The sequence below is a fragment of the Micromonospora sp. NBC_00617 genome (assembly GCF_045161355.1).
GTDB lineage: Bacteria > Actinomycetota > Actinomycetes > Mycobacteriales > Micromonosporaceae > Micromonospora.
The window spans coordinates 6,098,926-6,124,350 of the sequence record NZ_CP107751.1 but is presented as its reverse complement, the minus strand read 5'-3'; the positions used below and the strand labels follow the sequence as shown (position 1 = coordinate 6,124,350).

General features: G+C 71.5%; 29 protein-coding genes, 2 tRNA genes and 1 other RNA gene. 11 read left to right on the top strand and 21 right to left on the bottom strand.

What is annotated here, in order from left to right; all coding sequences use genetic code 11:
• Positions 1 to 61: 61 nt before the first annotated feature.
• From OG505_RS28370 to OG505_RS28330, 9 genes are all read right to left on the bottom strand, one after another.
• A complete protein-coding gene (locus OG505_RS28370) occupies positions 62 to 1,162 on the bottom strand; it encodes an ABC transporter ATP-binding protein (RefSeq protein WP_405429102.1) in 1,101 nt (366 codons plus the stop codon).
• Complete coding sequence (locus OG505_RS28365; protein ID WP_405429101.1) at positions 1,159 to 2,145, bottom strand: ABC transporter ATP-binding protein; 987 nt, start codon at positions 2,143 to 2,145, stop codon at positions 1,159 to 1,161. Before OG505_RS28365 ends, OG505_RS28370 begins: the two co-directional genes overlap by 4 nt.
• Before the next feature lie 55 nt (positions 2,146 to 2,200).
• Complete coding sequence (locus tag OG505_RS28360) at positions 2,201 to 3,160, bottom strand: ABC transporter permease (protein WP_405434769.1); 960 nt, start codon at positions 3,158 to 3,160, stop codon at positions 2,201 to 2,203.
• A 65-nt stretch (positions 3,161 to 3,225) separates the two neighbouring features.
• Positions 3,226 to 4,233 (bottom strand): ABC transporter permease, encoded by a 1,008-nt coding sequence (locus tag OG505_RS28355; protein WP_405429100.1) that lies wholly within the window; start codon positions 4,231 to 4,233, stop codon positions 3,226 to 3,228.
• Positions 4,234 to 4,331: 98 nt separating this feature from the next.
• Positions 4,332 to 6,005, bottom strand: coding sequence for an ABC transporter substrate-binding protein (locus OG505_RS28350; RefSeq protein WP_405429099.1), 1,674 nt, complete (start codon positions 6,003 to 6,005; stop codon positions 4,332 to 4,334).
• Positions 6,006 to 6,234: 229 nt separating this feature from the next.
• The gene (locus OG505_RS28345) at positions 6,235 to 6,693 is read right to left on the bottom strand and encodes a hypothetical protein (RefSeq protein ID WP_405429098.1); all 459 of its coding nucleotides are present in this window, start codon (positions 6,691 to 6,693) and stop codon (positions 6,235 to 6,237) included.
• Positions 6,694 to 6,781: 88 nt separating this feature from the next.
• The gene (gene recR, locus OG505_RS28340) at positions 6,782 to 7,375 is read right to left on the bottom strand and encodes a recombination mediator RecR (RefSeq protein ID WP_074315222.1); all 594 of its coding nucleotides are present in this window, start codon (positions 7,373 to 7,375) and stop codon (positions 6,782 to 6,784) included.
• Positions 7,376 to 7,383: 8 nt separating this feature from the next.
• Positions 7,384 to 7,692, bottom strand: coding sequence for a YbaB/EbfC family nucleoid-associated protein (locus tag OG505_RS28335; RefSeq protein WP_405434766.1), 309 nt, complete (start codon positions 7,690 to 7,692; stop codon positions 7,384 to 7,386).
• 157 nt (positions 7,693 to 7,849) lie between these two features.
• On the bottom strand, positions 7,850 to 8,011 hold the full coding sequence (locus tag OG505_RS28330) for a hypothetical protein (RefSeq protein WP_405429097.1): 162 nt from the start codon (positions 8,009 to 8,011) through the stop codon (positions 7,850 to 7,852).
• Between OG505_RS28330 and OG505_RS28325 the strand changes: the two genes are divergently transcribed.
• Positions 8,010 to 8,702: a DUF998 domain-containing protein gene (locus OG505_RS28325; RefSeq protein ID WP_405429096.1), complete on the top strand. Its 693-nt coding sequence runs from the start codon at positions 8,010 to 8,012 to the stop codon at positions 8,700 to 8,702. The genes OG505_RS28330 and OG505_RS28325 overlap by 2 nt on opposite strands.
• A gap of 16 nt (positions 8,703 to 8,718) precedes the next feature.
• On the opposite strand, the gene OG505_RS28320 is transcribed toward OG505_RS28325, so the two are convergent.
• The gene (locus OG505_RS28320; protein WP_405429095.1) at positions 8,719 to 11,598 is read right to left on the bottom strand and encodes a DNA polymerase III subunit gamma and tau; all 2,880 of its coding nucleotides are present in this window, start codon (positions 11,596 to 11,598) and stop codon (positions 8,719 to 8,721) included.
• Between the two features lie 189 nt (positions 11,599 to 11,787).
• An RNA gene (gene ffs, locus OG505_RS28315) (signal recognition particle sRNA small type) lies at positions 11,788 to 11,877 on the bottom strand.
• Between the two features lie 82 nt (positions 11,878 to 11,959).
• Here ffs and OG505_RS28310 point away from each other — a divergent pair.
• Both OG505_RS28310 and OG505_RS28305 read left to right on the top strand, forming a co-directional pair.
• Positions 11,960 to 12,044: transfer RNA gene (locus OG505_RS28310), tRNA-Ser, on the top strand.
• Between the two features lie 77 nt (positions 12,045 to 12,121).
• Entirely contained in the window at positions 12,122 to 12,958 is an 837-nt protein-coding gene (locus OG505_RS28305) for a class I SAM-dependent methyltransferase (protein ID WP_405429094.1), read from the top strand.
• Between the two features lie 54 nt (positions 12,959 to 13,012).
• On the opposite strand, the gene OG505_RS28300 is transcribed toward OG505_RS28305, so the two are convergent.
• Positions 13,013 to 13,252: a flavin reductase gene (locus OG505_RS28300; RefSeq protein ID WP_405429093.1), complete on the bottom strand. Its 240-nt coding sequence runs from the start codon at positions 13,250 to 13,252 to the stop codon at positions 13,013 to 13,015.
• Positions 13,253 to 13,451: 199 nt separating this feature from the next.
• Between OG505_RS28300 and OG505_RS28295 the strand changes: the two genes are divergently transcribed.
• The 5 genes from OG505_RS28295 (at position 13,452) to OG505_RS28275 (ending at position 16,484) form a co-directional block, all read left to right on the top strand.
• On the top strand, positions 13,452 to 14,219 hold the full coding sequence (locus OG505_RS28295; protein ID WP_405429092.1) for a Scr1 family TA system antitoxin-like transcriptional regulator: 768 nt from the start codon (positions 13,452 to 13,454) through the stop codon (positions 14,217 to 14,219).
• Positions 14,210 to 14,401 (top strand): DUF397 domain-containing protein, encoded by a 192-nt coding sequence (locus tag OG505_RS28290; RefSeq protein WP_405429091.1) that lies wholly within the window; start codon positions 14,210 to 14,212, stop codon positions 14,399 to 14,401. The genes OG505_RS28295 and OG505_RS28290 overlap by 10 nt, the downstream gene beginning before the upstream one ends.
• Before the next feature lie 94 nt (positions 14,402 to 14,495).
• Positions 14,496 to 15,236, top strand: coding sequence for an alpha/beta hydrolase (locus OG505_RS28285; protein ID WP_405429090.1), 741 nt, complete (start codon positions 14,496 to 14,498; stop codon positions 15,234 to 15,236).
• A gap of 106 nt (positions 15,237 to 15,342) precedes the next feature.
• Complete coding sequence (locus OG505_RS28280; RefSeq protein WP_405429089.1) at positions 15,343 to 15,897, top strand: hypothetical protein; 555 nt, start codon at positions 15,343 to 15,345, stop codon at positions 15,895 to 15,897.
• Between the two features lie 92 nt (positions 15,898 to 15,989).
• Positions 15,990 to 16,484, top strand: a complete 495-nt coding sequence (locus tag OG505_RS28275) for a hypothetical protein (protein ID WP_405434764.1) — start codon at positions 15,990 to 15,992, stop codon at positions 16,482 to 16,484.
• Positions 16,485 to 16,722: 238 nt separating this feature from the next.
• Here OG505_RS28275 and OG505_RS28270 read toward each other — a convergent pair.
• A tRNA-Ser gene (locus OG505_RS28270) sits at positions 16,723 to 16,809 on the bottom strand.
• A gap of 75 nt (positions 16,810 to 16,884) precedes the next feature.
• Here OG505_RS28270 and deoD point away from each other — a divergent pair.
• A complete protein-coding gene (gene deoD / locus OG505_RS28265; protein ID WP_030328147.1) occupies positions 16,885 to 17,592 on the top strand; it encodes a purine-nucleoside phosphorylase in 708 nt (235 codons plus the stop codon).
• A gap of 174 nt (positions 17,593 to 17,766) precedes the next feature.
• Here the strand turns inward: deoD and OG505_RS28260 are convergent, their stop codons facing one another.
• From OG505_RS28260 to OG505_RS28245, 4 genes are read right to left on the bottom strand one after another with little or no spacing between them, the layout of a single operon-like run.
• Complete coding sequence (locus OG505_RS28260; RefSeq protein ID WP_405429088.1) at positions 17,767 to 18,981, bottom strand: ABC transporter permease; 1,215 nt, start codon at positions 18,979 to 18,981, stop codon at positions 17,767 to 17,769.
• Positions 18,978 to 19,688 carry an ABC transporter ATP-binding protein gene (locus tag OG505_RS28255; protein ID WP_405429087.1) on the bottom strand — a complete coding sequence of 237 codons (711 nt, stop codon included), beginning with the start codon at positions 19,686 to 19,688 and terminating at the stop codon, positions 18,978 to 18,980. The genes OG505_RS28260 and OG505_RS28255 overlap by 4 nt, the downstream gene beginning before the upstream one ends.
• A complete protein-coding gene (locus OG505_RS28250) occupies positions 19,685 to 20,773 on the bottom strand; it encodes a peptidoglycan-binding protein (RefSeq protein ID WP_405429086.1) in 1,089 nt (362 codons plus the stop codon). The genes OG505_RS28255 and OG505_RS28250 overlap by 4 nt, the downstream gene beginning before the upstream one ends.
• Positions 20,770 to 21,294, bottom strand: a complete 525-nt coding sequence (locus OG505_RS28245) for a hypothetical protein (protein ID WP_405429085.1) — start codon at positions 21,292 to 21,294, stop codon at positions 20,770 to 20,772. The genes OG505_RS28250 and OG505_RS28245 overlap by 4 nt, the downstream gene beginning before the upstream one ends.
• 129 nt (positions 21,295 to 21,423) lie before the next feature.
• Here OG505_RS28245 and OG505_RS28240 point away from each other — a divergent pair, with 129 nt between their 5' ends.
• A complete protein-coding gene (locus OG505_RS28240) occupies positions 21,424 to 22,080 on the top strand; it encodes a response regulator transcription factor (protein WP_405429084.1) in 657 nt (218 codons plus the stop codon).
• Entirely contained in the window at positions 22,077 to 23,240 is a 1,164-nt protein-coding gene (locus OG505_RS28235) for a sensor histidine kinase (protein ID WP_405429083.1), read from the top strand. The genes OG505_RS28240 and OG505_RS28235 overlap by 4 nt, the downstream gene beginning before the upstream one ends.
• A gap of 181 nt (positions 23,241 to 23,421) precedes the next feature.
• On the opposite strand, the gene OG505_RS28230 is transcribed toward OG505_RS28235, so the two are convergent.
• From OG505_RS28230 to OG505_RS28215, 4 genes are all read right to left on the bottom strand, one after another.
• Positions 23,422 to 23,898, bottom strand: a complete 477-nt coding sequence (locus tag OG505_RS28230; protein ID WP_405434762.1) for a nucleoside deaminase — start codon at positions 23,896 to 23,898, stop codon at positions 23,422 to 23,424.
• 196 nt (positions 23,899 to 24,094) lie between these two features.
• Entirely contained in the window at positions 24,095 to 24,622 is a 528-nt protein-coding gene (locus OG505_RS28225; RefSeq protein ID WP_405429082.1) for a tRNA adenosine deaminase-associated protein, read from the bottom strand.
• Between the two features lie 117 nt (positions 24,623 to 24,739).
• The gene (locus OG505_RS28220) at positions 24,740 to 24,907 is read right to left on the bottom strand and encodes a hypothetical protein (RefSeq protein ID WP_167626078.1); all 168 of its coding nucleotides are present in this window, start codon (positions 24,905 to 24,907) and stop codon (positions 24,740 to 24,742) included.
• 111 nt (positions 24,908 to 25,018) lie between these two features.
• Entirely contained in the window at positions 25,019 to 25,408 is a 390-nt protein-coding gene (locus OG505_RS28215) for a hypothetical protein (RefSeq protein ID WP_405429081.1), read from the bottom strand.
• Positions 25,409 to 25,425 lie beyond the last annotated feature (17 nt).

The following is a 25,425-nucleotide window of genomic DNA, read 5'->3' as shown; positions in this document are numbered from 1 at the left end:
CCGTCCTGTGACAGGACGACCCCCGGTGTCGTCACGGCGTCCGGATCAACTCACTGTGTCGTCACGGCGTCGGGATCAACTCACCCGGCGGGTCGAGCGGGCCGGTGCCCTCGGCCGGGCGGACCAGCTCCACCTCGACCTCGTGCGGCCGGATCCGGCCGGCGGCGATGTCCTCGGCGAAGTGGCAGGCCACCCGGTGGCCGCCGACCACGTCGCGCAGTTCCGGTCGATCGCTGGCGCAGCGGGTCGGCTGCGCCCACGGGCACCGGGTGTGGAACCGGCAGCCCGACGGCGGGTTGGTGGGCGAGGGCAGGTCGCCGGCGAGCAGGATGCGCTCCCGACGGTCCTCGACGACCGGGTCGGGCACCGGCACCGCGGACATCAGCGCCCGGGTGTACGGGTGCATCGGCTCGCGGTAGAGGTCGTCGCTGGACGCCTCCTCCACCAGACCACCCAGGTACATGACGCCCACCGTGTCGGCGATGTGCCGGACCACCGCCAGGTCGTGCGCGATGATCAGGTACGTCAGACCCCGCTCGTTCTGCAGATCCTCGAGCAGGTTGAGCACCTGCGCCTGGATCGACACGTCCAGTGCGGAGACCGGCTCGTCGGCGACGATCAGGTCCGGGTTGAGCACCAGGGCCCGGGCGATGCCGATCCGCTGGCGCTGGCCACCGGAGAACTCGTGCGGGTACTTGCTGAGTGCCGACGCGGGCAGGCCCACCGCCTCCAGCGTCTCGCGCAACCGCCGGTTCGTCTCGGCCTTGTCGCCGGCCAGCCCGTGCGCCTTCAGTCCCTCCACGAGCAGCGACTCCACCGACTGTCGAGGGTCGAGGCTGGAGAGCGGATCCTGGAAGATCATCTGCATGCGGCGACGGGCGTGCCGCATCGCCTCGCCCTTGAGGGCCCGGACGTCGGTGCCGTCGAAGACGATCTCGCCGTCGGTGGGCTCGACGAGCCGCAGCAGGCCACGGCCCAGCGTCGACTTGCCGCAGCCCGACTCGCCGACCAGGCCGTACGTCTCGCCCTTGCGGATGCTCAGCGACACGCCGTCGACGGCGTAGACGTAGCCGACGGTCCGGTCGAAGAGCAGACCGCTCTTGATCGGAAAGTGGACCTTGACGTCGCGCAGCTCGATCAGCGGGGTGGTCTCTTCGGTCATCGGGCCGCCACCTCCTCGGAGACGGGGTTGTTGCAGCGCAGGTCGCCGCCGGTGGCGGTGGGTTCGAGCGGCGGAGGCCCCTCCAGGCAGGCGTCCACGACGTTGTCGCAACGCGGGGCGAACGCGCACCCCTCGGTCCACGGGATGTTGTCGGAGACCGACCCGCGGATGGCGTGCAGCCGCTCACCGCGCGGTGAGTCCAGCCGCGGCACCGAGTTGAGCAACCCGTGGGTGTACGGGTGCCGGGCGTGCGCGAACAGCTCGTGCCGCCGGGCCCGCTCCACGACCTTGCCGCCGTAGAGCACGTTGACGGTGTCACAGAGCCCGGCCACCACGCCCAGGTCGTGCGTGATCATCACGAGCGCGGTGCCGGTGTCGTCGACCAACTGCTTGAGCAGGGTGAGGATCTGCGCCTGGATGGTCACGTCGAGAGCGGTGGTCGGCTCGTCGGCGATCAGCAGTCGAGGCTTGCAGGCCAGGGCGATGGCGATCAGCGCGCGCTGGCGCATTCCGCCGGAGATCTGGTGCGGGTACTCGCTGAGTCTCCGTTGCGGGTCGGGGATCCCGACGGCGTCGAGCAGGTCCCGTGCCTCCCGCAGCGCCTGCTTGCGGTCCCGGCCCTGGTGGCGTTCCAGCACCTCGGCCACCTGCAGACCGATCGGGATGACCGGGTTCAGTGACGACAGCGGGTCCTGGAAGATCATGCTGATCTCCCGGCCGCGCCGGTCCCGCATGTCGTCGGGGCGCAGCTTCAGCAGGTCGGTGCCCTCGAAGAGCACCTCGCCGCTGACCTTGTTGCCCCGCTTGGGCAGCAGGCCCATGATGGCCAGGCTGGTCACGCTCTTGCCGCAGCCGGACTCGCCGACCAGGCCGACGGTCTGCCCCGGCTCCACGGTGAAGCTGACCTTGTCGACGGCGGTGAAGGGCCGCTCGCCCCGCCGCTGGAACACGACGCTCAGGTCACGGACGTCGAGCAGGCTCATCGGGTCACTTCCTCTCGCCGGCTCACGCCGGCCGTGCTGATCGCGCGCACCGTGGTCACCGCCGGTTCTTCGGGTCGATCGCCTCGCGCATCGCCTCACCGAGCAGGGTGAAGCCGAGCGCGACCACGATGATCGCGAGCGCCGGGTAGTACGCCAACTCCGGGCGGACCTCGAAGTAGCGCTGACCGTCCACACCGAGCATCAGGCCCCACTCGGCCCGGTTGATGTCCGGGTCACCGAGGCCCAGGAAGGAGAGCGCCGCGGCGTCCAGGATGGCCACCGCGAAGGTCAGGGTGGCCTGCACGATCACCGCGGTCAGCGAGTTGGGCAGCATGTGCCGGAGCACGATGTTGCGCTCCTTGACGCCGAGCGCGCGGGCCGCGAGCACGTGGTCGCTCTCCCGCTGGGCCAGCATCGAGCCGCGCAGCAGCCGGGCGAAGATCGGCACGCTCACGATGGCCACCGCGAAGATGACCGTCCACTGGCTCGACCGGCTGGCCATCGCGACCAGGGTGATCGCGAGCAGCAGGCTCGGCAGGGCCAGCATCACGTCGGTGAGGCGCATCAGCACCACGTCGACCCAGCCGCCGAAGGCACCGGCGATCGCGCCGATCAGCACCCCGAGCGCGAGACCGATGAGGGTGGCGAGTACGCCCACGAAGAGCGTCTGCCGGGCGCCGTAGATCATGCGGGACAGGAAGTCCCGACCGAGCGGATCGGAGCCGAACGGGAACTCGCTGCTGGCCCCCGGGATGGTGTCGACGGTGAGGCCCTTGGTCAGCTCGTCGAAGCGCTGCACCGGAGAGTGCGGTGCGATCAGCGGAGCGAAGATCGCCACCAGGACGAACAGTCCCACGATGGTGGCGCCGACGATGGCCACCGGGTTGCGCCGCAGCCGGCGTACGGCGTCCCGGACGAGGCTGATCCCGCCCCGGTCGGACGCGCTCGCGCGGGCCAACTCGTCCAGCCGCGCCTTCTTGCGGTCGCCGAGCACGCCGATGCTGCGCTCGCTCATGCCGGGGCGGGGCTTGTCGTCCCCGCTGCGGGGCGTCGGCGCTCCGGCCTGGGTGATGGGGTCACTCATCGCACACGCACCCTCGGGTCGATGAAGGCGTAGGAGAGATCGACCAGCAGGTTGACCACTACGAAGACCAGCGCGGCCAGCAGGATGATCGCCTGGAGCACCGGGTAGTCCCGGCCGCCGCTGATCGAGTCGGTGATCAGCGTGCCGATACCGCCCCAGTTGTAGACCTTCTCGGTGAGCACCGCGCCGGAGAGGAGCGCGCCGGTCTGCAGACCGATGGTGGTGACCACCGGCAGCAGCGCGTTGCGCAGGATGTGCCGGCCGCGGATGGTGCGGTGCCGCAGGCCCTTCGCCTCGGCGGTGCGTACGTAGTCCTCGTTGAGGACGTCCAGCACGCTGGCCCGGGTGATGCGCACGATCACCGCCAGCGGGATGGTGGCGAGGGTGATCGCCGGCAGGATCAGGTGCCACAACGCGTCGGCGCTGGCGTCGAACTCGCGGGTGAGCAGGCCGTCGAGCACGAAGAATCCGGTGACGTTCGTGTTGTCCAGACCGGTGGTGAGCCGCCCGGACGGCGGGAACCAGTGGATGTTCTGCGTGAAGACATCCTTGAGCAGGTAGCCCAGGAAGAAGATCGGGATCGAGATGCCGAGCAGGGTGCCGGCGATGGTCAGGTTGTCCGGCCAGCGTCCCCGCCAGCGCGCCGCGAGATATCCCAGCGGAATGCCGAGACCAACGGCGATGATCATCGCGGCGAGGGCCAGCTCGATGGTGGCCGGGAAGGCCCGGCTGATGACCTCGGTGACCGGGTCGCCGGTCCGGATCGAGTTGCCGAAGTCGCCGGTGACCACCCGCTGCATGAACTTGCCGTACTGCACCAGGATCGGCTGGTCGTAGCCGAGCGCCTTGGTCAGCAGGGCGCGGCGCTCGGGCGTGGCCCGTTCGCCGAGCAGCGCCTCGACCGGGCCACCGGGCAGGTTCCGCAGCCAGATGAAGATCAGCGCCGACAGCGCTATGAGGGTCACCACCAACTGCAGCAGGCGGCGGACTATGACTCGCAACATCTCTTCACACCAGACTCTCGATGATCGCGGAATCGGCCCGGGCCGGGAGAAAGCCCCGGACCGGGCCGATTCACGCCTACGGCGTCAGCCGACGGACGTCACTTGCTGATGCTGACCGTGTTGAATCGCTCGTCGGTCAGCGGGCTGGCCGCCAGGCCCTTGACATCCTTGGTGACGACGATCGCCGGCGGCGCGTGCCAGACCGGAACGGCCGGCAGCCACTTGGCGGCGATGTCCCGGTTGACCTGCTCCCAGGCCGCCTTCTTGCCGGCCTCGTCCACGGTGCCGTCAGCCTTGGTGATGGCGTCGAACATCTCGTTCATCGACTGGTCGCCGAACTCGGCCTTGCCCCGGCCGAAGAACGTGCCGACGAAGTTGCCCGGGTCGTTGTAGTCACCGGTCCAGCCGAGGATGTGCAGGTCGTGCTTGCCGAACTGCTGCACGTCGTCCTTGAAGCCACCGTTCCACGGGCGAGGCACACCGTTGACCTTGATGCCCACGGCCTGCAGGTCGTTGGCGAGGACGGTGAAGATCTCCTGCGGGTTCGGCATGTACGGCCGGGTGACGTCCGGCGGGTAGTAGAAGTTCAGCGTCAGACCCTCGGCGCCGGCCTCCTTGAGCAGCTGCTTGGCCTTGTCCGGGTTGTACTCGTACTTCTGCACGTCCGGGGCGTAGCCGAGCACGGTGTCCGGCATGAACTCGTCGGCGACCTTGGCGCCGATCGGGCCCTTGGTCTGCACCAGCTGCTGGCGGTTGAGGGCGTAGGCGAGCGCCTGGCGCACCCGCAGGTCCTTGAGCTTCGGGTTCTTCTGGTTGATCCCCAGGTAGAGGATGTTGAACGCCGGGCGGTTGATGACCTGGAAGCCCTCAGCCTCGAGCGCCTTGCCGTCGGCCGGGGCCGGGAAGTCGATGCCCTGGACGGTGCCGGCGCGGAGCTCCTGCTTACGGGTGCTCTCGTCCTTGATGACCTTGATGATCATCTTGTCCACCTTGGCCTTCTCGCCAAAGTAGTCCGGGTTGCGGTTCAGGGTGATCTCGTTCTTGGCCTTGTCCCAGCCGCCGAAGGTGAACGGACCGGTGCCGACCGGGTGCTCGTTGGCGAACGCGCTGTACGAGAACGAGTCGCCGTTCTGCGTGACCGTGTTGGCGTCGTACTTCTTGAGCGCCTCGGGGCTCGCGATCGACAGCGAGGTCAGCGCGAAGGCACCGGGGAACGCGCCCTTGTACTTGTTCAGGGTCAGGACGGCGGTTCCGTCGTCCTTGGCCTCGCACTTGTTGTAGATCGACTCGCCGGCGCCCTCGGCCTCGTTCTTGGCGAACCCGCCGAAGGTGTCCATGTAGTAGATCATTTGGGACTGGGCGGCAGCGCCCTTCATGTTGTACCAGCGGTCGAAGTTGAAGCAGACCGCGGCGGCGTTGAACGGGGTGCCGTCGTGGAACTTCACACCCTGACGGAGCTTGAACGTCCAGACCTTGCCCTCGGGGTCGTGCTCCCAGCTCTCGGCCAGGCCGCCCTGAAGGTCGGCGGTGCCCGGCTTGTGGCTCACCAGGGTGTCGAACATCTGCCGGACCGGCCGGAACGACTCACCGTCATCGTTGAAGATCGGATCGAAGTTCTTCGGGTCACCGGCACCCGCGAAGATGAAGGTGCCGCCAGTCTTGGCCTCGCCACTGTCGCCGTCGCGCTCGCTCTTCGCGCAGCCGGCCGCGCCGACCGCCAGAGCGGCAACGGCCGCGATGGCCACGGCCGTTTTAAGCCTTCTCGCCTGCATCTCTCACCTCTGTCATGCGCATGACCACGCCGAGCTGTGGCTCGGTCCGTGTGCGGGAGGCTATGACATGTAACACCGGAAGCGGAACGGCCGTCCGGCAATCGCTACCAAGCCGACACCTTGCGCGGACGTCTGACAGTCGACGCCACGGCGAATACATAGAGCGACACATAATTCCGACGCCACGACACCAGCCGTCGACGCCGGTTGTCGACGTCCTCGGGGCGCGTCAGGAGGGCGACGGCCAGGCCACGGGCGGTGGGCAGTCGGCCAACCGCTCGACGGCCGAACCCGCCGTGGCCGCGCCCAGGTCGTGGAAGGTCACGCGGTGGCAGACAGTCACGTTGCCCGCTCCGAACAACGTGCCGACAGGGGCGGAACCGTACACGACCACCACCAGGTCGGGCGCCCGGCGAACCTCCCGAACCTCGACCCGGGCACCCTCCGCGACCGCCGCCAACCGTTCGTCGGTCGGCGCCGGGTCCCCGGCGGCGACGACCGCGGCGCCGTACGCTTGGGCGTCACGGGTCACGGCGGCTTCGGCCCCGGCCTCCTTGGCGCGGGTGTCCGCGGCCAGTCGCCGGCTCCCCGCCTCGATCGCCACGAGGACGCCCGCGATCACCAGGGCCAGCACGACCACCAGCACCGCCGGGGCCCAGGACCGTTGTTCCGGCCGCCGCGTCGCCACACGCCACCTCCCCCGGGTACGCCGGTGGGTCCGCGCTCGTCGCGCGGACCCACTCAGTTGTAGCCCACCGCCGACAATCTGTGGGGGGTCAGACGGCTCGGCGGCCCTCGAAGGCCCGGCCCAGGGTGATCTCGTCGGCGTACTCCAGGTCACCGCCGACGGGCAGCCCACTGGCCAGCCGGGTCACCGCGATCCCCATCGGCTTCACCATCAGCGCCAGATAGGTGGCGGTCGCCTCACCCTCGGTGTTGGGGTCGGTGGCCAGGATCAACTCCCGGACCGCCCCGCCGCTCAACCGGGTCATCAGCTCCCGGATGCGCAGGTTGTCCGGACCGATCCCCTCCAGCGGATTGATCGCGCCGCCGAGCACGTGGTAGCGACCGCGGAACTCACCGGTCCGCTCGATGGCCACCACGTCCTTGGGCTCCTCCACCACGCACAGCACCTCGTCGGTGCGGCGCGGATCGCGGCAGATCCGGCACTGCTCGGACTCGGCCACGTTGTAACAGGTCGTGCAGAAGCGCACCAGTTCCTTGACCTTGCGCAGCGCGCCGGCCAGCCGGTTGACGTCGGCCGGGTCGGCCGACAGGACGTGGAACGCGATCCGCTGGGCGCTCTTCGGGCCCACGCCCGGCAGTCGTCCCAGCTCGTCGATCAGATCCTGGATGGCGCCTTCGTACATCTGCCGGCTCAGAAACCGGGCAGGCCGAGGCCGCCCATGCCGCCGGCGACCGGACCCATCTTGCGCTCGGTCAACTCGCGCGCGGCCTCGGCGGCGTTGTGCACGGCCGCGATCACCAGGTCCTCCAGCGTCTCCACGTCGTCCGGGTCGACGGCCTTCGGGTCGATCTTGATGGCCTTCAGGTCACCTGAGCCGGAGACGGTCGCGGTGACCAGCCCTCCGCCGGCCGTGCCGGTCAGCTCGGCCTCGGCCAGCTCGGCCTGGGCGGCGGCGATCTGCTGCTGCATCTTCTGCGCCTGCTTCAGCATCTGCTGCATGTTCGGCTGTCCACCTGGGCGCACGGATGGCTCCTTCTCGCACTCGTCTGCTCGGCCGCCGACCAGCCTAACCGCTGGGACCGACCTCGCCCCGCCCGGTGCGTCCGCCCACGCCGGGCCGTGCCGGCTCCTCCACGGGGAGCGGGGATGACCCGGTTCACGACCGGCCGTACTGCTCGCGCACCAGCGACGCGACGACGGGCACGTGTCCGACGAGCCGCCCGGCCGAACGACCCGCGAGGTAGGGCTGGCACCACCCCGAACCGGCCATCTGCGGGTAGTGCGTCGGCACCCACCGCGCTGGTCTGCTCGACAGCATGAACCTCAACCCCACGGTCCGGGTCGGCGCACTGTGCTGGGTGATCGCCGCACCGGTCTTCCTCGTCGCCAGCCTGGTCGCCGGCCTGCGCTGGCGCGAGCCGGCCTACAGCTGGGCCAGCCACAACATCAGCGACCTCGGCAACGTCCACTGCGGCATCTGGGACACCACCCGGCCCCGGTACGTCTGCTCTCCCTGGCACCCGTTGATGAACGCCGCGATACTGGCCACCGCCGTGCTGCTCGCCGCCGGGCTCCTGCTGACCTGGCGGTCACTCGGTCGCGGCGCGGTGGTGCGCTCCGCGCAGACGCTGCTGCTGCTGGCGGCCGGCGGGTACGCCCTGGTGGGCTGCTACCCGGCGGACGTCGACGAGAACCTGCACGTCCTCGGCGCATTCCTGATCATGGGCGTGGGCAACGTCGGGCTGCTCCTCGCCGGCTTCGCGCCGCACACCACGGTGCTCGGCCGGTGGCGAGCGCTCACCCTTGCCGCCGGGTCGACCGCGCTGGCGGGGACCGTGCTGTTCTTCGCCCAGCAGGGCCTCGGGATCGGCGTGGGCGGCATGGAACGCGTAGCGGTGCTGCCCTTTCCCGTGTGGGCCTGCTGCCTGGGTGCCCTGCTCGCCGAAACCCCGCCCGGCCCCGTCACCAAGGAGGCTGCGGTGTCGGCCGAGAGCCACACCACTTCATGATCGACGGGGCAGGGCGTCAGCGGGCGTCCACCTCGTCGATCTTCTCGGCGCCGAAGGTCTCCCGGAGCAGCCGTACCGCCTGCTCCTCGCTGGACTCCCGGGCCGTCTTCTCGTCGATGACCTCGTCCAACGGTTCGTCGCCCGGGTCGAACCCCTCATAGGTCGGTACCGCCGCCGGCACCCCGCCACCCGGGCGCCTACCGCGCTGCGGGCCGTCGAAGTCCGGGTCGTAAGGCGGTTCGCCGGCCCATTCGGCGTCCGCGACGGGCCGGGTCGCCGATGCGGTACGCGCGCCGCGCCCCGCCGCCGCCGCTCGGGCGGCGGCGATGGCGCTGCTCACCGGTGCGCCACCGGCTGTCGCCGGCTGCCGGACCGCAGGCGTCGGGTTGGCCGCCCGTGCGTCCGGCTTACCGGTCACCGCGCCGGAGCCGCCGGGGCCGCCGCCGTTCGCCGCCGGGCCGGCACCGTTCGCCGCGCCGTTCGATCTGGTGTGGGCCGCGTCGGCACCGTTCACGCTTGTCGACGCGGGTGCGGAGGCAGAGTCGCGGTCGTCCACGGCGGTACCGCCCGGTCGGGCGGCCTCCGGCCAGTCGTCGTCATCCGTCACCTGGGCGGCGGGAGCACTGCCACCGGGGCGCGCAGCCTCCGGCCAGTCGTCCTCGTCGTCAGGTGTCGCAGCCGCCGGGGCGTTCGTCGAGCCCGCCGCGGCGGCTGTGTTCGTCGAGGCCGGAGACGCGTTGGGCGATGTGTTCGTGGGGGCAGGTCGGACATCCGCCGGAGCAGGCGGCGCGGCAACCGCGGTCGGCGCAGTCGGGGTCGACCTGGACGGCTGCGGGGCAGCGGTTGGCGCGGTTGAGGTCGGCGCGGTCGGCTGCGGGGCAGCGGTTGGCGCGGTTGAGGTCGGCGCGGAGGGCTGCGGGGCAGCGGTTGGCGCGGTTGAGGTCGGCGCGGTCGGCTGCGCGGCCGGGGTCGGGCGGGGCGGCGCGGCCGGCTGGGAGCGTGGCGGGCCGGACAGTGACACGCCACCCCGCTCGCCGGCCACCTCGCAGCGGATCTGCCAGCGTCCGCCCAACTCCTCGTAGAGCGCGTCGGTGAGCACCGCCGCATGATCGGCCATCATCTTGGCCAGCACGGTGGACTTCACCGTCAGCACCAGCATGTCGCCGTCGAGTTCCCGCACAACCGCGTCGCGCATGAGGGCGGCGATCCGCTTGTTGGTCCGGTTGACCTTGCCGACCACGTCGGGCCAGGCCCGGCGGACGGCTACCGCGTCCAGTGCGGCGGCCGGCGCACCGGGGCGAGGCGGCACGGGTGTCGCCGGGTCGGGCAGTACGGCCGACGGCGGCAGCACGCGACGTGGGGCCGGCGAGCCGGTGCCCGGTCCGGCGGGCGAGACGGGTGCGGCGGCCGGGTCAGCGGAGGTCGACGCGGCGACGGCCGACGCACCGGGTGAGGCCGGAATCGGTGAGTCGGCCCCCGAGGGCGCGTGCGAAGCCGGTACGCCGGGAACGCGAGCGCCCGAGCCCGCGGCACCCGAACCCACCACGCCCGAGCCAGCAGCGTCTGCGGCCCGCGCGCCCGGGGTCGGGGACGCGGTCGGGTCGACGTCCCACGGCGGTGCTGAGGTCGGGGCGTTCGCGGGTGCCGGGGTGGCGGCAGCCGGGACCGGAGGGGCGTGCTGTGGGCGTACCCCCTGCTGGGCTGCCGACGCGGAGCCGGCGGCGTCGGTGCCGCCCAGGGTGAGCCGGCGTTCCATCCGTTCGAGACGCTGGAGGAGGCCGCCGGCGGAGTCGTCCACGCCGGGCAGCAACATCCGGGCGCAGATCAGCTCCAGCAGCAGACGGGGCGCGGTGGTGCCGCGCATCTCCACCAGGCCGTCGTGCACGATGTCGGCGCAGCGGGAGAGCGTGGCCGGGCCGAGCTGGGACGCCTGGGCGGCCATCCGCTCGATCTGGTCGGCGGGGCCGTCGATGAGGCCCTTTGCGGCGGCGTCCGGCACCTGCTGGAGCACGATCAGGTCGCGCAGCCGTTCCAGCAGGTCGGAGGCGAACCGGCGCGGGTCGTGCCCGGCCTCGGCGACCCGGTCGACGGTGGCGTACGCGGCGGCGCCGTCACCGGCGGCCAGCGCGTCGCACATCTCGTCGATCAGCGCGGCGTCGGTGACCCCGAGCAGCGCGGCGGCGCGGGCGTAGCTGACGCCCTCCGGGCCGGCGCCGGCGATGAGCTGGTCGAGCACGGAGAGGCTGTCCCGCATGCTGCCGCCACCGGCGCGAACCACCAGCGGGAAGACCGCCGGCTCGACGGCGACGCCCTCGGCCTGGGTGAGTTGCTCCAGGTACGGGCGGACCACCTTCGGCGGGATCAGCCGGAACGGGTAGTGGTGGGTCCGCGACCGGATCGTGCCGAGGACCTTCTCCGGCTCGGTGGTGGCGAAGATGAACTTGACGTACTCCGGGGGCTCCTCGACGAGCTTGAGCAGGGCGTTGAAGCCCTGGGTCGAGACCATGTGCGCCTCGTCGATCACGTAGATCTTGAAGCGGCTGCTGGCGGGCGCGAAGAACGCGCGCTCGCGCAGCTCGCGGGCGTCGTCGACACCGCCGTGGCTGGCCGCGTCGATCTCGATCACGTCGATCGACCCGGTGCCGTCGATGGCCAGCGAGCGGCACGACTCACACTTGCCGCACGGCTCGGGGGTGGGGCCCTGCTCGCAGTTGAGCGAGCGGGCCATGATCCGGGCGCTGGTGGTCTTGCCGCAGCCACGGGGGCCGGAGAAGAGGTAGGCGTGGTTGAGCCGGCCGCTGCGCAGCGCCTGCGACAACGGCTCGGTGACGTGCTCCTGCCCGATGACCTCGGCGAAGGTACGTGGCCGGTACTTGCGGTAGAGCGCCAGCGTCACTCGTCCCGCCTCCTCTCGACCGAGCCATTCTGCGCCGGTCGGGCGCGGGTGACCACCCACCCCGCCGGGCAGCTTGGGTTACCCCGGGTTGCCGCGCTTGATCGACTCCATCTCGGCGACGTGGCGGTATCCACGGCCCAGAACAGCCCCACATCGGCGACCTGGAGTGGATCAAGGCCCCGGAGACAAAAAGGCCTCCCGTGCACCCGGCAGAGCTCGCTTATCCTTGCTGCCTTCCGGCCCTGGGGAGGTTCACGAGATACCGCCGCACGGGAGGTGCCGCCAACCCTACCCGACGGCCCGTCGATCTTCAGGGGGTGGTGGGGTGGCCCGACCGACGGGGGCCTGTATCCTGGCTCGCGGAGGATTCGCCTAGAGGCCTAGGGCGCACGCTTGGAAAGCGTGTTGGGTTTACACCCTCACGAGTTCGAATCTCGTATCCTCCGCTCGCCTGAGCAGCAGCAACGCCCAGCAGACCGATAACCGGTCGGCTGGGCGTTTTTGCTGTGGTGTCATCGACGCCATGGCCGAGACCGCGTGGGAGTGGGACGAGACGTTGTACGCCGGCAGCGCGCACCACTACAGCGTGGGCCGGCTGCCCTATCCGCCCGAACTCGCCGACGCCATCCGTACGGCGCTCGACCTGGACGGCACCGGCCGCCTCCTGGACGTCGGTTGTGGCCCCGGGTCGTTGACGCTGCTGCTGGCGCCGCTGTTCGAGGCGGCGGTGGGGGTCGACCCCGACCGGGGCATGCTCGCCGAGGCGCAGCGCACAGCCGCCGAGTCGCAGACCACCATCGTCGAGTGGCGGCACCTGCGCGCCGAAGCTCTGCCGGCCGACCTGGGTACGTTCCGGGTGGCCACGTTCGCCCAGTCGTTCCACTGGATGGACCGACCGTTGGTGGCCCGGCGGGTCCGCGACATGCTCACGCCCGACGGGGCCTGGGTTCACGTCAGCGCCAACACCCATCAGGGCGTGACCGGGGATGACCTGCTGTCCCGTCCCCGACCTCCCTGGCCGCAGATCGACGAGCTGGTCGCGCGCTACCTGGGGCCGGTCCGCCGGGCCGGCCAGGGAGCACTGCCCTCCGGCACCCCCGGAGGCGAGGGGGAGATCATGCTCGCGGCGGGCTTCGCGGGCCCCACCCGCATCACCGTCGAGCAGGGGATGGTCGTGGAACGCTCGGTGGACGAGATTGCCTCGGCGGTCTTCTCGCTGTCCAGTTCGGCACCGCACCTGTTCGCCGACCGGCTCGCCGCCTTCGAGGCGGACCTGCGCGAGCTGTTGACGGCGGCGGCGCGGGACGGGCGGTTCGCCGAGCGGCGCCGGGACGTAGGCGTCGCCATCTGGCGACCCTGACGAGCGGGTGACCGGCGCCCGCGCTCGTCGCCGCGAACGCCATCCCGGCCGGGCTCACCCCCGGGCGCGGGTCCAGGAAAGGAAGCGTTCGGTGAGCCGGGCCGGTTCCATGTCCCGGAGTTGTTCACCGGCCTCGGCCTGGAGCGTCGCGAGGTAGACGGTCAGCGCCAGCCGGTCGTTCCGGTACTCGCCGAGCAGCCGCAGCTTCGCCGCCGAGCAGGGCCAGGCGATGCCGCACGCCGCGCAGCGCCAGGTGGGTCGGGTCGGTAGGTGGTCCCGGTGGCGGCGGGGCATGGTCGAGCCTCCTTGGCGGTGGAAGAGGGTCGCCCCGCCCTCCCCGCCGGGGCGACCCTCTGACTGACGCCGACCGCCGGGCTCTCGCGCCTCCACCGGCCACGCCGTCTTCTGTGGACCACTCTCGGGCGCGTAATCGGACAAGTACACCCCGTAACTATATGGTTCTCAGATATTCGAGACATCCGATGGAGGAGCCATGAACGACGCGCTGCGGGTGGCGCTCAACGACACCGGGCACACCACCGAATCCCTCGCCGAGACCGTCGGCGTCGACCCGAAGACCGTGGCGCGTTGGCTGACCGAGGGCCGCATCCCGCATCCTCGGCATCGGTTCGCGGCAGCGGAAGCCCTCCACAAGGACGTGTCGGACATCTGGCCGGACACTTCAAGACGTCGTGACCCCATCTGGTTTCGTCCGTGGCAGGAGATCGAGCGCGAGGCGGTGTCGCTGCGCTGGTTCGAATCGACGGTCCTGCCGGGGCTGCTTCAGACCGAGGCGTACGCCCGCGCGGTCCTCGGCGGCGCGGGCCTGATCCCGCCGAGCGAGATCGAGCGGCACCTCAGCGTGCGGCTCAACCGGCAGGGCGTGCTGAAGCGGGACGACCCGCCCCAGTTCACGGCCGTCATCGACGAGGCGATCCTCCGCCGGCCGGTGGGCGGCCGGGCGACCATGCGCGAGCAGCTGCTGGCCGTGGTCGCCGCCTGCGCGGAGCCACACATCCGGGTGCACGTGGTGCCCAGCGCGGTCGGCGCGTACGCCGGCCTCAACGGGCCGTTCGTGATCGCGCACAGCCACGACCATCGGGTCGCCGGCTACCTCGACAACCAGCTCCAGGGACAAGTGGCTAGCGACCCGGACGACATCGCGGCCATGATGGCGGCATGGGAGAACGTGCGCGGCGAGGCGCTGTCGCACCGGCAGTCGGTCGATCTGATGACGGAAGTGGCGGAGACATGGAGCTGAACGGCGCCCGGTGGCGCAAGAGCAGCCGCAGCAGCGGCAACGGCGGCGCGTGTGTCGAGGTCGCCGACAACCTGCCCGGCGTGATTGGCGTGCGGGATTCCAAGGACCCGAGCGGCCCGGCGCTCGCCTTCGTGCCGACGGCCTGGCGTGCGTTCGTCACCCAGGTCGCCCGCCGCGACTGACGCCCACGGAGGGCTCACCGCCGCAGATCTTGGACAGTTTCCGTTCGCGCGGAACGGAAACTGTCCAAGATCTGCGGCTGTCAACGGAACGTCGATGGCGGGGCGACCCACCGAAGGGCTCGCCGGACGGGAGACGGTGATGAGGGTGGTCTTCGTGCACGGCGCCTGCGTCCGCGACGGCAAGTGGTGGTGGTCGCGGGTCGCCGCCGCGCTGCGCGCCGATGGTCTGGACAGCGTCGCGGTCCGGCTGCCGAGCTGCGGCGAGGTGGCGGGCGCCGAGCGCGACTTCGCGGCGGACGTCGCCCAGACCCGACGGGTGCTGCGCGAGGTCGGCCCGGCGGTGCTGGTGGGGCACTCCTACGGCGGGGTGGTCGCGACCGAGGCCGCCGACGCCGGCGAGGTCACTCATCTGGTGTACGTCAGCTCGTTCCTGCCGGACGTCGGGCAGGCCCTGGCTCACCTGGCCCCGGCGGAGCCGGCCCCCTACCTGGACTTCTCCCCGGACGGCACGTTCGGCGTACGACGTGAGTCGGTGCGCGAGCTGTTCCTTCAGGACTGCGACGAGCAGGCCGTCGAGGGGGCGGTTGCCCGCCTGACCCGGCAGGAGGCGTCGGTGCTCACCGCTGCGGTCGGGCACGCGGGTTGGCGTCATCTGCCGTCGACGGCTGTCGTCTGCGCCCAGGATCGCGCCACGCCGCCCACTCTGCAACGCCTCCAGGCCGCCCGCGCGACCCGGACCGTCGAGCTACCCGCCGGCCATCACCCGATGCTCTCCCATCCACACCTGCTCGCCGACACCGTGCGGGCCGTCGCGGTGCCGCCGGAACGGGTCTGAGCGCTTCGAACCGCCGGCAACACCGGTACCGTTCCAGGGACCGGCGGCACCCGGAGAACCGTCGTACACATGTTCTATCCACAGGCTGTGGACGGCGGAGGGTTCGATGGGTTACCAGCTCAGCGCGGTGGTCGCGGACGTGGACCTGCTCCGCGAGCAGACCGCCGAGCTGGATCACGCGGTCCTCGGTGAGCTGCGGCAGGATTTCGCGCTGCTGCCGATCACCCCGCAGTTGGTGGTGGAGTTGACCGGTTCGCTGCCGGATTACGCGACCGACGACCGCAGCACCGCGCACCCGTTCGAGCTGGTGCTGTCGCCGGCGCTGGCCGACCTGCTGGCCCGCTGGTCGCGGTCGGGCCCGGTGGCGTACGTGGAGGCCGAGTTCGGCGGTGGCATCGGTCACCAGTCGGCGGCGGTGTGGCTGGACGGCGCCCTGTCCTGGGGTCCGCGCTTCGACGACGTCCTCGATGCGCCGCGCGAGGAGTGGCCGATCAACGCGGCGCTGGTTCAGCTCGGCGTCGAGCGGGGCACGTGGATCGACCCGTTCGCCGAGGTGGGGTTGCACCTGGAGCGCAACACCGACGGCTGGCTGGCGCACGGGCGACGGCGACTCAGCGCCGACTACTGGGACGAGCTGGTCGAACAGTGGGAAAACCAGTAATCCGGCGACGGGCAGCAACCTGAGCGGCCCCGTCCCGTTGGGGACTGGGGGATTCCATGAAATTGCGACAATTCGTGTTTATTGCGATGCTGCTGGCTGCTGCCTCGATCGCGGGCAGCGGCACGCCGCCGCCCGACCCGATGCCGCCGAACCGGCCCGCTGGCAACGTCGAGATCATCGACCTGAACGGCCTGCGCAACGTCGAGTTCGGCGACACCGAGGCCGAGCTGACCCGCCGGGGCGTCCTGCGTACCGACCAGGACGCCTGCGGACCGGTGCTCACCGGCCACGACACGGTCAGCCCGGTCTTCATCGAGGACAGGCTGGTGCTGCTGTGGGTCGGTGATCCGATGCGCACACCGGAGGGCATCACCGCCGGCTCACCGATCGACGAGGTCTGGGCCCGCTACCCGTCCGTCACGCGACTGCCCGCTCCACAGGGGACGCACCGGCTCAACGGGCTCCTCGCCCGCAGCGGCGACCGCGCGTACCTGTTCCTGCACGACGGGCGCACGGTCCGAAAAACCATCGCCGGGTACGCCGACTGGGCCCGCCGCCTCTTCGACGAGGGCGCCGCTCCCTGCTGACCCGCCCGCGCCCGCCACGGCTGGGGGCATCGATCACGGTCGAGCGGCCATCCGCTCGTTCGGCCGGACCTGGGCCGCCGAGCTGATCGGCCGGAAGATCCGGGTCGACGCCCTGGTGCCCGGCGCGATCGAAACCCCGGGACTCGCGGGCCTCGCGCCCAGCCCCGCGGAGGCTCCTCCGACGCGAAAACGTCCGGTCGATCCTCGCGGATCGACCGGACGTTTCTGCATTTCAGAGCGGTGGCGGAGGGATTTGAACCCTCGGAGGGCGTTAACCCTCACACGCTTTCGAGGCGTGCTCCTTAGGCCGCTCGGACACGCCACCGCCGACGAGGGTACAGGACCACCGGTTCGGACGCCGAACCGGTATCGCCCGGGCCGGCCTGGCAGGATCTTTGCCATGAGTACGCACATCGGCGCGAAGCCGGGCGAGATCGCCGAGCGGGTCCTGATGCCGGGTGACCCCCTGCGGGCCAAGTGGATCGCGGAGACCTACCTCGAGGGCGCGACCTGCTACTCGACGGTTCGGGGCATGCTGGGCTTCACCGGCCGCTGGAACGGCGTCGAGGTCTCGGTCCAGGGCTCCGGCATGGGCATGCCGTCGGCCTCCATCTACGCCCACGAACTGATCAACGAGTACGGCGTCAAGACGCTGATCCGAGTCGGTTCCTGCGGCGCCCTCAGCACCGACCTGCAACTGCGCGACGTGGTCGCGGCGATCGGGTCGTCCACCGACTCGAACATGAACCGGATGCGCTTCGACGGGCTGATCGACTACGCCCCGGTGGCTGACTTCGGGCTGCTGCGTACCTCGGTCGAGGTGGCCGAGCGGCGCGGCATCAGCATGCACGTCGGACCGATCCTGGCGGCGGACGCCTTCTACACCGACCGGCCGGATCTCTACGACACGCTCGCCGATTACGGCGTGCTGGCGGTGGAGATGGAGTCGGCGGCGCTCTACACGATCGCCGCCCGCTTCAAGGCCCGCGCGCTGACCGTGCTGACCGTCAGCGACCACATCAAGACCGGCGAGAAGACCACGTCGGAGGAGCGGGAGCAGACCTTCAGCCAGATGGTCGAGATCGCGCTCGACACGATCATCGCCTGATCCGTCCCGGCGGGGCGGTGTCACTGCCGAGAGCGGTATGACTCAGAGGAATAAATATTCCTGTGAGTCATACCGCTCTTCGGCATCACGCGAGGGTCGGGCCGCCACGCCGACCCGACCGCGCGCCACACCAGTCCAAACCCCGCCACGCCAGCCCAAACCGCGCCACCGCGGTCAGGCGGCGGCCAGCGCCTCGGTCGGCGCGAGGCGGGCGGCGCGCACCGCCGGGTAGAGGCCGGCGAAGCCGCCGATGACCAGGGTCGCGGCCACCCCGCCGAGCATCGCCCACGCCGGCACCACGGTCGGCCAGCCCTGCGACAGCGCGTAGCCCGAGGTAACCAGGATGCCCAGCAGCACCCCGCCGATCCCGCCGAGCGCGGAGAGCAGCAGCGATTCGGCGAGGAACTGCGTGCGTACCTGACCGCGGGTCGCCCCGAGTGACCGGCGTAGGCCGATCTCGGCCCGTCGCTCCAGCACGGAGATCACCATGGTGTTCGCCACGCCGACGCCTCCGACCAGCAGGGCGACAGCCCCGAGGCCCAGCAGCAGCCCGGTGAACGCGGCGTCGGTCGCCTCGGCGGCGGCCAGCGCGTCGGAGGGGCGGGACACCTCCACCTCGTTTGGCGCCTCGGGGTTGGCGGTCGCGCCGAGCACCGACCGCACCGCCTCGACCTGCGACTCCTGTGCCCGGGTGTAAACGGTGGTGGGGTGCCCGTCGAACCCCAGGTAGCCGGTCGCCGCGGACCAGCCGACCAGCGCCGAGGTGTCCAGCTCCGGGGCGAGCGGTGCGGCCGCGAGCACGCCGACCACGGTGAACCACCGGCCGCCCAGCCACACCTGCACCTGCGGATCAGCCGCGGTGATGCCGAGCCGCTGCGCGGCGGTGGCGCCGAGGACGACCGCCGGATAGCGGGCGGTGGCCTCGTTCAGCCAGGTGCCGCTGGTCAGCTCGGCTCCGACGGTGCCGAGCAGGTCCAGTCGTGCCGCCCGGGTGGCGATGCCTCCGGTCTCCGCCTCCGGGATCCGGTCGGAGCGGTAGACCTTGGCGTCAGATATCTGCCCGGTGGCGGACACCTGCGTGACCGGGCCGATCCGGCCGATCATGGCGATCGACTCCTCGGGTAGCTGCGCGTCCGCGCCGAACAGGGTGTTGCCCGGCTCGACGGTGAGCAGGTTGGTGCCGAGGGCGTCGAGCGCGCGGTCCAGCTCGGCCCGGGACGACGAGGAGATGCCGACGACCGCGATCATCGCGGCGATGCCGATCGCGATGCCCAGCGCGGAGAGGAACGCCCGCAGCGGGCGGGTCCGCAGGCCGACCCCGCCCACCCGCAGGACGTCCGCCGGACCCATCCGGGCCGGGACGAGCCGCGCCGGCGTGGTCGTCGTCATCGGACGCCTCCGCCCGCCGCGAGGGCCGCCGCGAGGGCCGAATCGTGCCGTACCGCGCCGTCCCGCATCCGTACCTGCCGGGGCAGGCTCTCCGCGATCTCCCGGTCGTGCGTGATGACCACCACCGTGGTGCCGGCCCGGTGCAGCTCGTGCAGCAGGTCCAGCACCCCGGCGCCGGAGGTGGAGTCCAGGTTGCCGGTCGGCTCGTCGGCCAGCAGCACCGCCGGCTCGCCGACCACCGCCCGGGCCACCGCCACCCGCTGCCGTTCGCCGCCGGACAGCTCGTGCGGCCGGTGCCCGAGCCGGTGGCCCAGGCCGACCCGGACCAACGCGGCCTCCGCGCGCTCGCGCCGCCTCCGCAGGGGTACGCCGGCGTAGAGCAGACCGTCGGCCACGTTGTCCACGACCGGGACGCCGGGGGCCAGGTGGAACTGCTGGAACACGAAGCCGATCCGGGTGGCCCGCAGGGCCGACAGCTCGCGGTCGGTCAGCTTCGCCGCGTCGTACCCGTCCAGGAGCACGCTGCCCGACGACGGCCGGTCCAGGGTGCCGATCAGGTGCAGCATCGTCGACTTGCCCGACCCGGACGGGCCGACGATGGCCACCAGCTCGCCGTGGCCGATCCGCAACGAGACGTCGTCCAATGCCACCACACCGCCGGCGTAGCGCTTGCTGACCCGGTCGAGGACGATCACGTCACCGCTCATTTCGGCATCACCACCGTCATGCCCTCGGTGATCTGAGAGCCGCTGATCTCGACACGACCGTCGGCGAACAGCCCGGTGGTCACCGCGATGATCCGGCTGGCGTCACCGTCGACGACCTCGACGCCGTACCCGCCCTCGGCGAGCGCGAGCAGCGCCGCCACCGGGACGGTGAGCACGTCACGCCGCTCCGAGGCGGTGAACGTCACGTCGGCGCTGGCCTGGTCGAATCCGGCGAGAGCCTTCGGATCGGTGACGGCGACCGTCACCTCGATCTTCGTCTCGGCCTCGCCGGACTGTCCGTTGGCGCCGGTGGCCCCGGCCTGGATGACCGTCTCTACCGTGCTGATCGTGCCGCCGACCGACCGGCCGTCCGGCAGCTTCACCGTCACCTTCGCCTTCGGCTTGGCCAGCCGCTGGTCGTCCACGTCCAGGTCGACGGTGACCACCCGGCTGGTGCCGGTGTAGGTCAACACCGCCTGACCGGGCTGCGCGACGGCGCCGACGTCGGCCTGGTGGCTCTCCACCCGGACCTCGCCGTCGGCGTACACGACGCGCCCGGGCTCGACCCGGCCGGTCTCGGGCAGGCCGAGGTCCTCCTGCCAGTCACGGACCGCGTCGGCGGTGTCGCCGGTGTACTCGTCGTCGACCGTGAACCCGGTGTAGCCCAGCGCCTTGAGGTTCCGCTCGAACTGGGTGACGTCCGGACCCTCCACCCCGGGCCTGAGCGTCCGGTACGCGGGCAACCCGCCGTACAGGAGCACCACCTTTTCGTTGTCGACGAGGTAGAGCGCCTTGCCCCGCCGCACCGTCGACCCGGTCGCCGGCAGCCCGGTGATCGTGCCGCTGAGTCGGGTGGTGGCGGTGCGGGTCGTGCCGTACCCCAGCTCACCGTCGGCGGTCTGCGTGTCGGCGAGGGTCTGTCGGGTGATCGTGGCGGTGGCCGCCGGCGCGCTGGCCTCGGCGGCGTCCCCGGCCGAGCCGCCACCGAAGCCGATCGCGGCGACCGCGCCCACGGCGGCGACCAGCAGGACGACGCCCCCGGCGACGGCGGCACGCAGCCGGGAACGTCGGATGGTGCGGATCACCTGCCGCCTCCGAACTGCGGCGCGTACTGCCGGCACTTCTCCAACGCGGCCTTCATCGTCGGATCACCGATGTCGAACGCCTTGCCGGCCTTCCCGATCTGCATCCGGCCGTCGGCGTCCGGGTCCGGGAAGTCCGGTACGCCGTTCTCCCGCATGCACTTGGCCAGGGTGCGCATCTGCTCGGCCTGCTCCGGGTTGAGCTGCGGACCCTGCCCACCGTTGGGCAGTTTGTCGCGACACTTCTCCATGGCCGCCTGGACCTTCTGCTGGTCGACGCCCGCACCGAAGCGGAACCCCGGGCGACCGCCCGGCTCCGGGTCAGGCATGTCCACCCCGTTCTCGCGCATGCACCGGGCGAAGTCGAGCTGCCGCTCCGAGTCGCTGACCGGGGTGGCGCTCGCCGAGGCGCCGGTCTTCGCGTCGCCGGCGGTCGCGACCCCGCCACCGTCGTCGCTTCCCACGCCGCACCCGGCCAGCACCAGGGCGAGCAGGACGGGTACCACGAGCACCTGTCGTCGCATGGTGTTCACCTCCGCTGGTGTCCGGCGTGGCTCGCCGGACGTCGGACCCAGTGCACGACAGAGCGCGTATCGCGGGCGTAACCGTGCGCGGTTATGCCGCCGTTACCGCGCCCCGGGGACCATGGACACGTGAGAGTGCTGGTGGTCGAGGACGAGAGCGTGCTGGCGGACGCCATCGCCGAGTGGCTGCGTCGGGAGTCGTTCGCGGTCGACGTGGCGTACGACGGCGACGCGGCGTTGGAGCGGCTCGGTGTCAACGAGTACGCCGTCGTGGTCCTGGACCGGGACCTGCCGGTGGTGCACGGCGACGACGTGTGCCGGGCGATCGTGGATGCGGGCGGCGAGACCCGGGTGTTGATGCTGACCGCCGCGGCGGCGGTACGGGAGCGGGTGGCGGGGCTCGCGCTCGGGGCGGACGACTACCTGACGAAGCCGTTCGCCCTGGTCGAGCTGTCGGCACGGGTGCACGCGCTGACGCGCCGGGCCCGCCCGGCCGCGCCTCCGACGCTGCGCCGCGCCGGCATCCAGCTCGACCCGGCCCGTCACGAGGTACGCCGCGACGACCGGCACGTGGCCCTGTCCCGCAAGGAGTTCGCCGTACTGGTCGAGCTGCTGCGCGCCGACGGCGCGGTGGTCTCCGCCGAGGACCTGCTGGAACGTGCCTGGGACGAGCACATCGACCCGTTCACCAACGTGGTCCGGGTCACCGTGATGAAGCTGCGTCGCAAGCTCGGCGACCCACCGGTGATCGAGACGGTGACGGGATCGGGGTACCGCATCCGATGAAACGCCTCACGATCCGTGCCCGGCTCACCCTCATCTACGGCGGGCTGTTCCTGCTGGCCGGCATGGTCCTGCTCGCCGTCACGTACGTGCTGGTGGACCAGCGGATGCCGCAGCCGTTCGGGGTGAGCCTGCGCGACCTGCCGAAGGTCGGGGTGACCACTCCCAGTTCGGGTAACGGGCAGAACATCGAGATGCTGCGGACCCTGGTCGAACAGGCGCAGGACGAGGCGAAACGCAGCGCGATGGAGTCGCTGCTCACCCAGGGTGGCATCGCATTGGTCGTGGTCTCGGCGGTGGCGATCGCGTTCGGTTGGCTGCTGGCGGGTCGGGCGTTGCAGCCGCTGCACCAGGTCACCGACACCGCGCGGCGGATCGCCGGCGCGGACACCGCCGGTCGGGGCCTGCACGAGCGGATCGCGCTCGTCGGCCCCCGCGACGAGGTACGCGAACTCGCCGACACGTTCGACGAGATGCTGGAACGGTTGGACCGCTCGTTCGACGGGCAGCGCCGGTTCGTGGCGAACGCCTCGCACGAGCTGCGTACGCCGTTGGCGCTCAACCGCGCCCTGGTGGAACTGGCCATCACCCGTCCGGACGCGTCGGCCGAGACCCGCCGGCTGGGCGAGTCACTGCTGGCGGTCAACGAGCGGCATGAGCGGCTGATCGACGGCCTGCTGACCCTGGCCGACTCGGAGAACGAGCTGACCGACCGTACGCCGGTCGACCTGGCCGAGGTCTGCGCGCACGTGACCGACCAGGCTGGCAAGCAGGCGCCCGACCTGCCCGTGCACCTGTCACTCGCGCCGACCCCGGTCACCGGCGACCCGGTGCTGTTGGAACGGCTCACGTTCAACCTGGTGGAGAACGCGCTGCGGCACAACCTGGCCACCAACGGCTGGGTCGAGGTGCGCACCGGGCTCGTCGGAGGCCGGCCCACCCTCACGGTGACGAACACCGGCCCGGTGATCGCCGGCTACGACGTGGAGACCATGTTCCAGCCGTTCCGCCGGCTGTCCCGGGAGCGGGTCGCGGGCGCTCGGGGCTTCGGTCTGGGGTTGTCGATCGTCCGTGCCGTGACGCGTGCCCACGGCGGCGGCGTCGACGCGCAGCCCCGCGCAGGCGGTGGCCTGACCGTCACCGTGACCCTGCCCCCACCCTGACCCACCCGACACCCCCGCGCGCAGCCTTTGTCGACACGCAGTTGGGCGGCCGGGGGCATTGACTGCGGTGAGCCGTATGACTCAGCGGCATAAATATTCCGCTGAGTCATACGGCTCGTTGTCGCACGGTCTCTCCCGGCCGCGCGACCTCCAGCCGGCGGCCGGGAGAGGCCGTGCGACCTCAGCGGAAGAAGGCGCGCAGGACGGCGGCGGTCTCGGTCTCCAACACGCCGCCGTAGACCTCGGGGCGGTGGTTCAGCCGGCGGTCGCGCAGGACGTCCCAGAGAGAGCCGACGGCGCCGGTCTTGGGCTCCCAGGCGCCGAAGACGACGGTGGAGATCCGGGCCAGCACCAGCGCGCCCGCGCACATGGTGCACGGTTCCAGGGTGACCACCAGGGTGCAGCCGTCCAGTCGCCACCGGCCGGTGCGCTCCGCCGCACGCCGCAGGGCCAACACCTCGGCGTGGGCGGTGGGGTCGCCGGTCAACTCCCGCTCGTTGCGCCCGATCGCCAGCTCGGTGCCGTCCGGGCCGTAGAGCACCGCGCCCACCGGCACGTCGTCCACGTCGGCCGGGCCCGCGCCATCGACGTTCACGTCGGCCGGGCCTGCGTCGTCGGCCGTCGGGCCGGTGACGGCGACCTCCAGGGCCCGGCGCATCCACAGCTCGTGTCGCTGCCGCCGGCCAAGGTCGCCCGGGTCGGCCAGCTCCTCGTGCGCGCCCGGGCCGGCTCGACCCACCGCGCCGGGCGTCGGCTGCCCCGGCCGGATCGCCTCCAACAGCGGATCGGTGGCGTCGGCCGGCTCAGCGCCGCCCGCGGGAACGATCCCACCGTGTGCTGCCGGCCCGGCGGGGTCAGACCTCACGCAGCTCCTCGACCTCGTCGGCGCAGCCGAGCACCTCGCAGATCTCGGCGGTGACGTCCGCCGGCAGCATCCCCTCGGTGCCGCAGAGCGTCAGCAGCTTCTGCGCGGAGATGCCCAGGTTGGCCAGCAGGTCGGCGTCGCCCACCGGATCGGCCTCCGGATCGACGGCGGGCTGCTCGCTCTCGTCGTCGCCGCCGGCGGCCGGGCGGGGCTCGTCGTCGCCGTCGAGCCCGGTCACGGACGTCTTCAGGTCACCGACCAGCAGCTGACCCAGCCGGGACTCCTCGGCGAACGCCGAGTCCGAGCCGAACACCCGCAGATCCTCGCCCTCGTCGAGACGCAGGATCACCAGGTACGCGTCGTCGGCCTCGACGAACAGCAGCGACACGTCGGCTTCCTGGTCGACGTCGCGCAGCCGGTCGGCGACCTCATCGATGTCGGTGGCGCCCCGCAGGCTGACCTCGGCGGCGGTCCAGCCACTGTCGTCACGCACCACGGCCGCAGCGAAGTACGACACGGTTCCCCCAAAAGCCCTCGGCACAGCGCCGACTCGTCAAGGGTGCACGTTAGCCGGTCGGGTCGGCAGGCGACCGGTCAACGCCCCGAGACGCCGGCCAAACCTGACAAAGTCGGATCAGCCGGCTACCCGACGGCGGGTGGCGATGAGCTGGCGCAGACGCTCGGTGCGCTGTCGCTGCGGCCGGCTGCGCTGGCGTACCGCCCGAGCGCCCGCCAACTCGGCGAGCAACTGGAGGCGGCGGCGGTTGCGATCCGGGTCCTGCCGCGGGGTGGTCCAGGCCATAGTGCCGAGGGTGCCGAGTATCGACAGCCACGTCAAGACGGCGTTCGCTACGCAGCCAACCGGGCACGCGGCGCAGTCGTCCGCCCCCGGATCCGGCCGGTCGGAACACGCTCACCACATCGGCCAGTCACCGGTGGTCGCCCAGCGGACCGCCACCACGGCGGCAGCGATGCTCCAACCACCGGCGGTGACGATGGCCACCCCGGTGGCCACGCCGCGATCGCCGTAGCGGACCAGCACCAGAGCCGTCAGCCAGGCCAGCAGGCCGGCCACCATGGTCCACCACGCGTACCTGGCGACGTCGGTGCCCAGCAGCCCGAACAGCAGCAGCCAGGCAGCCGCCGCGCCACCGCCGGCGGCGACACCGCCGCCGGTCACCGGGTGCGGTTCGCGGTAGGTGGGTCTGGTCGGCGGCCCGGCCGGAAAGAGCCCCGACGGGGTACGCGACGCCGGGCGGGCGGGACCGGGATCCGGGACGGGGTCGGGTCGGGCGATGGTCATCGGCTGCCCTCCCCTCA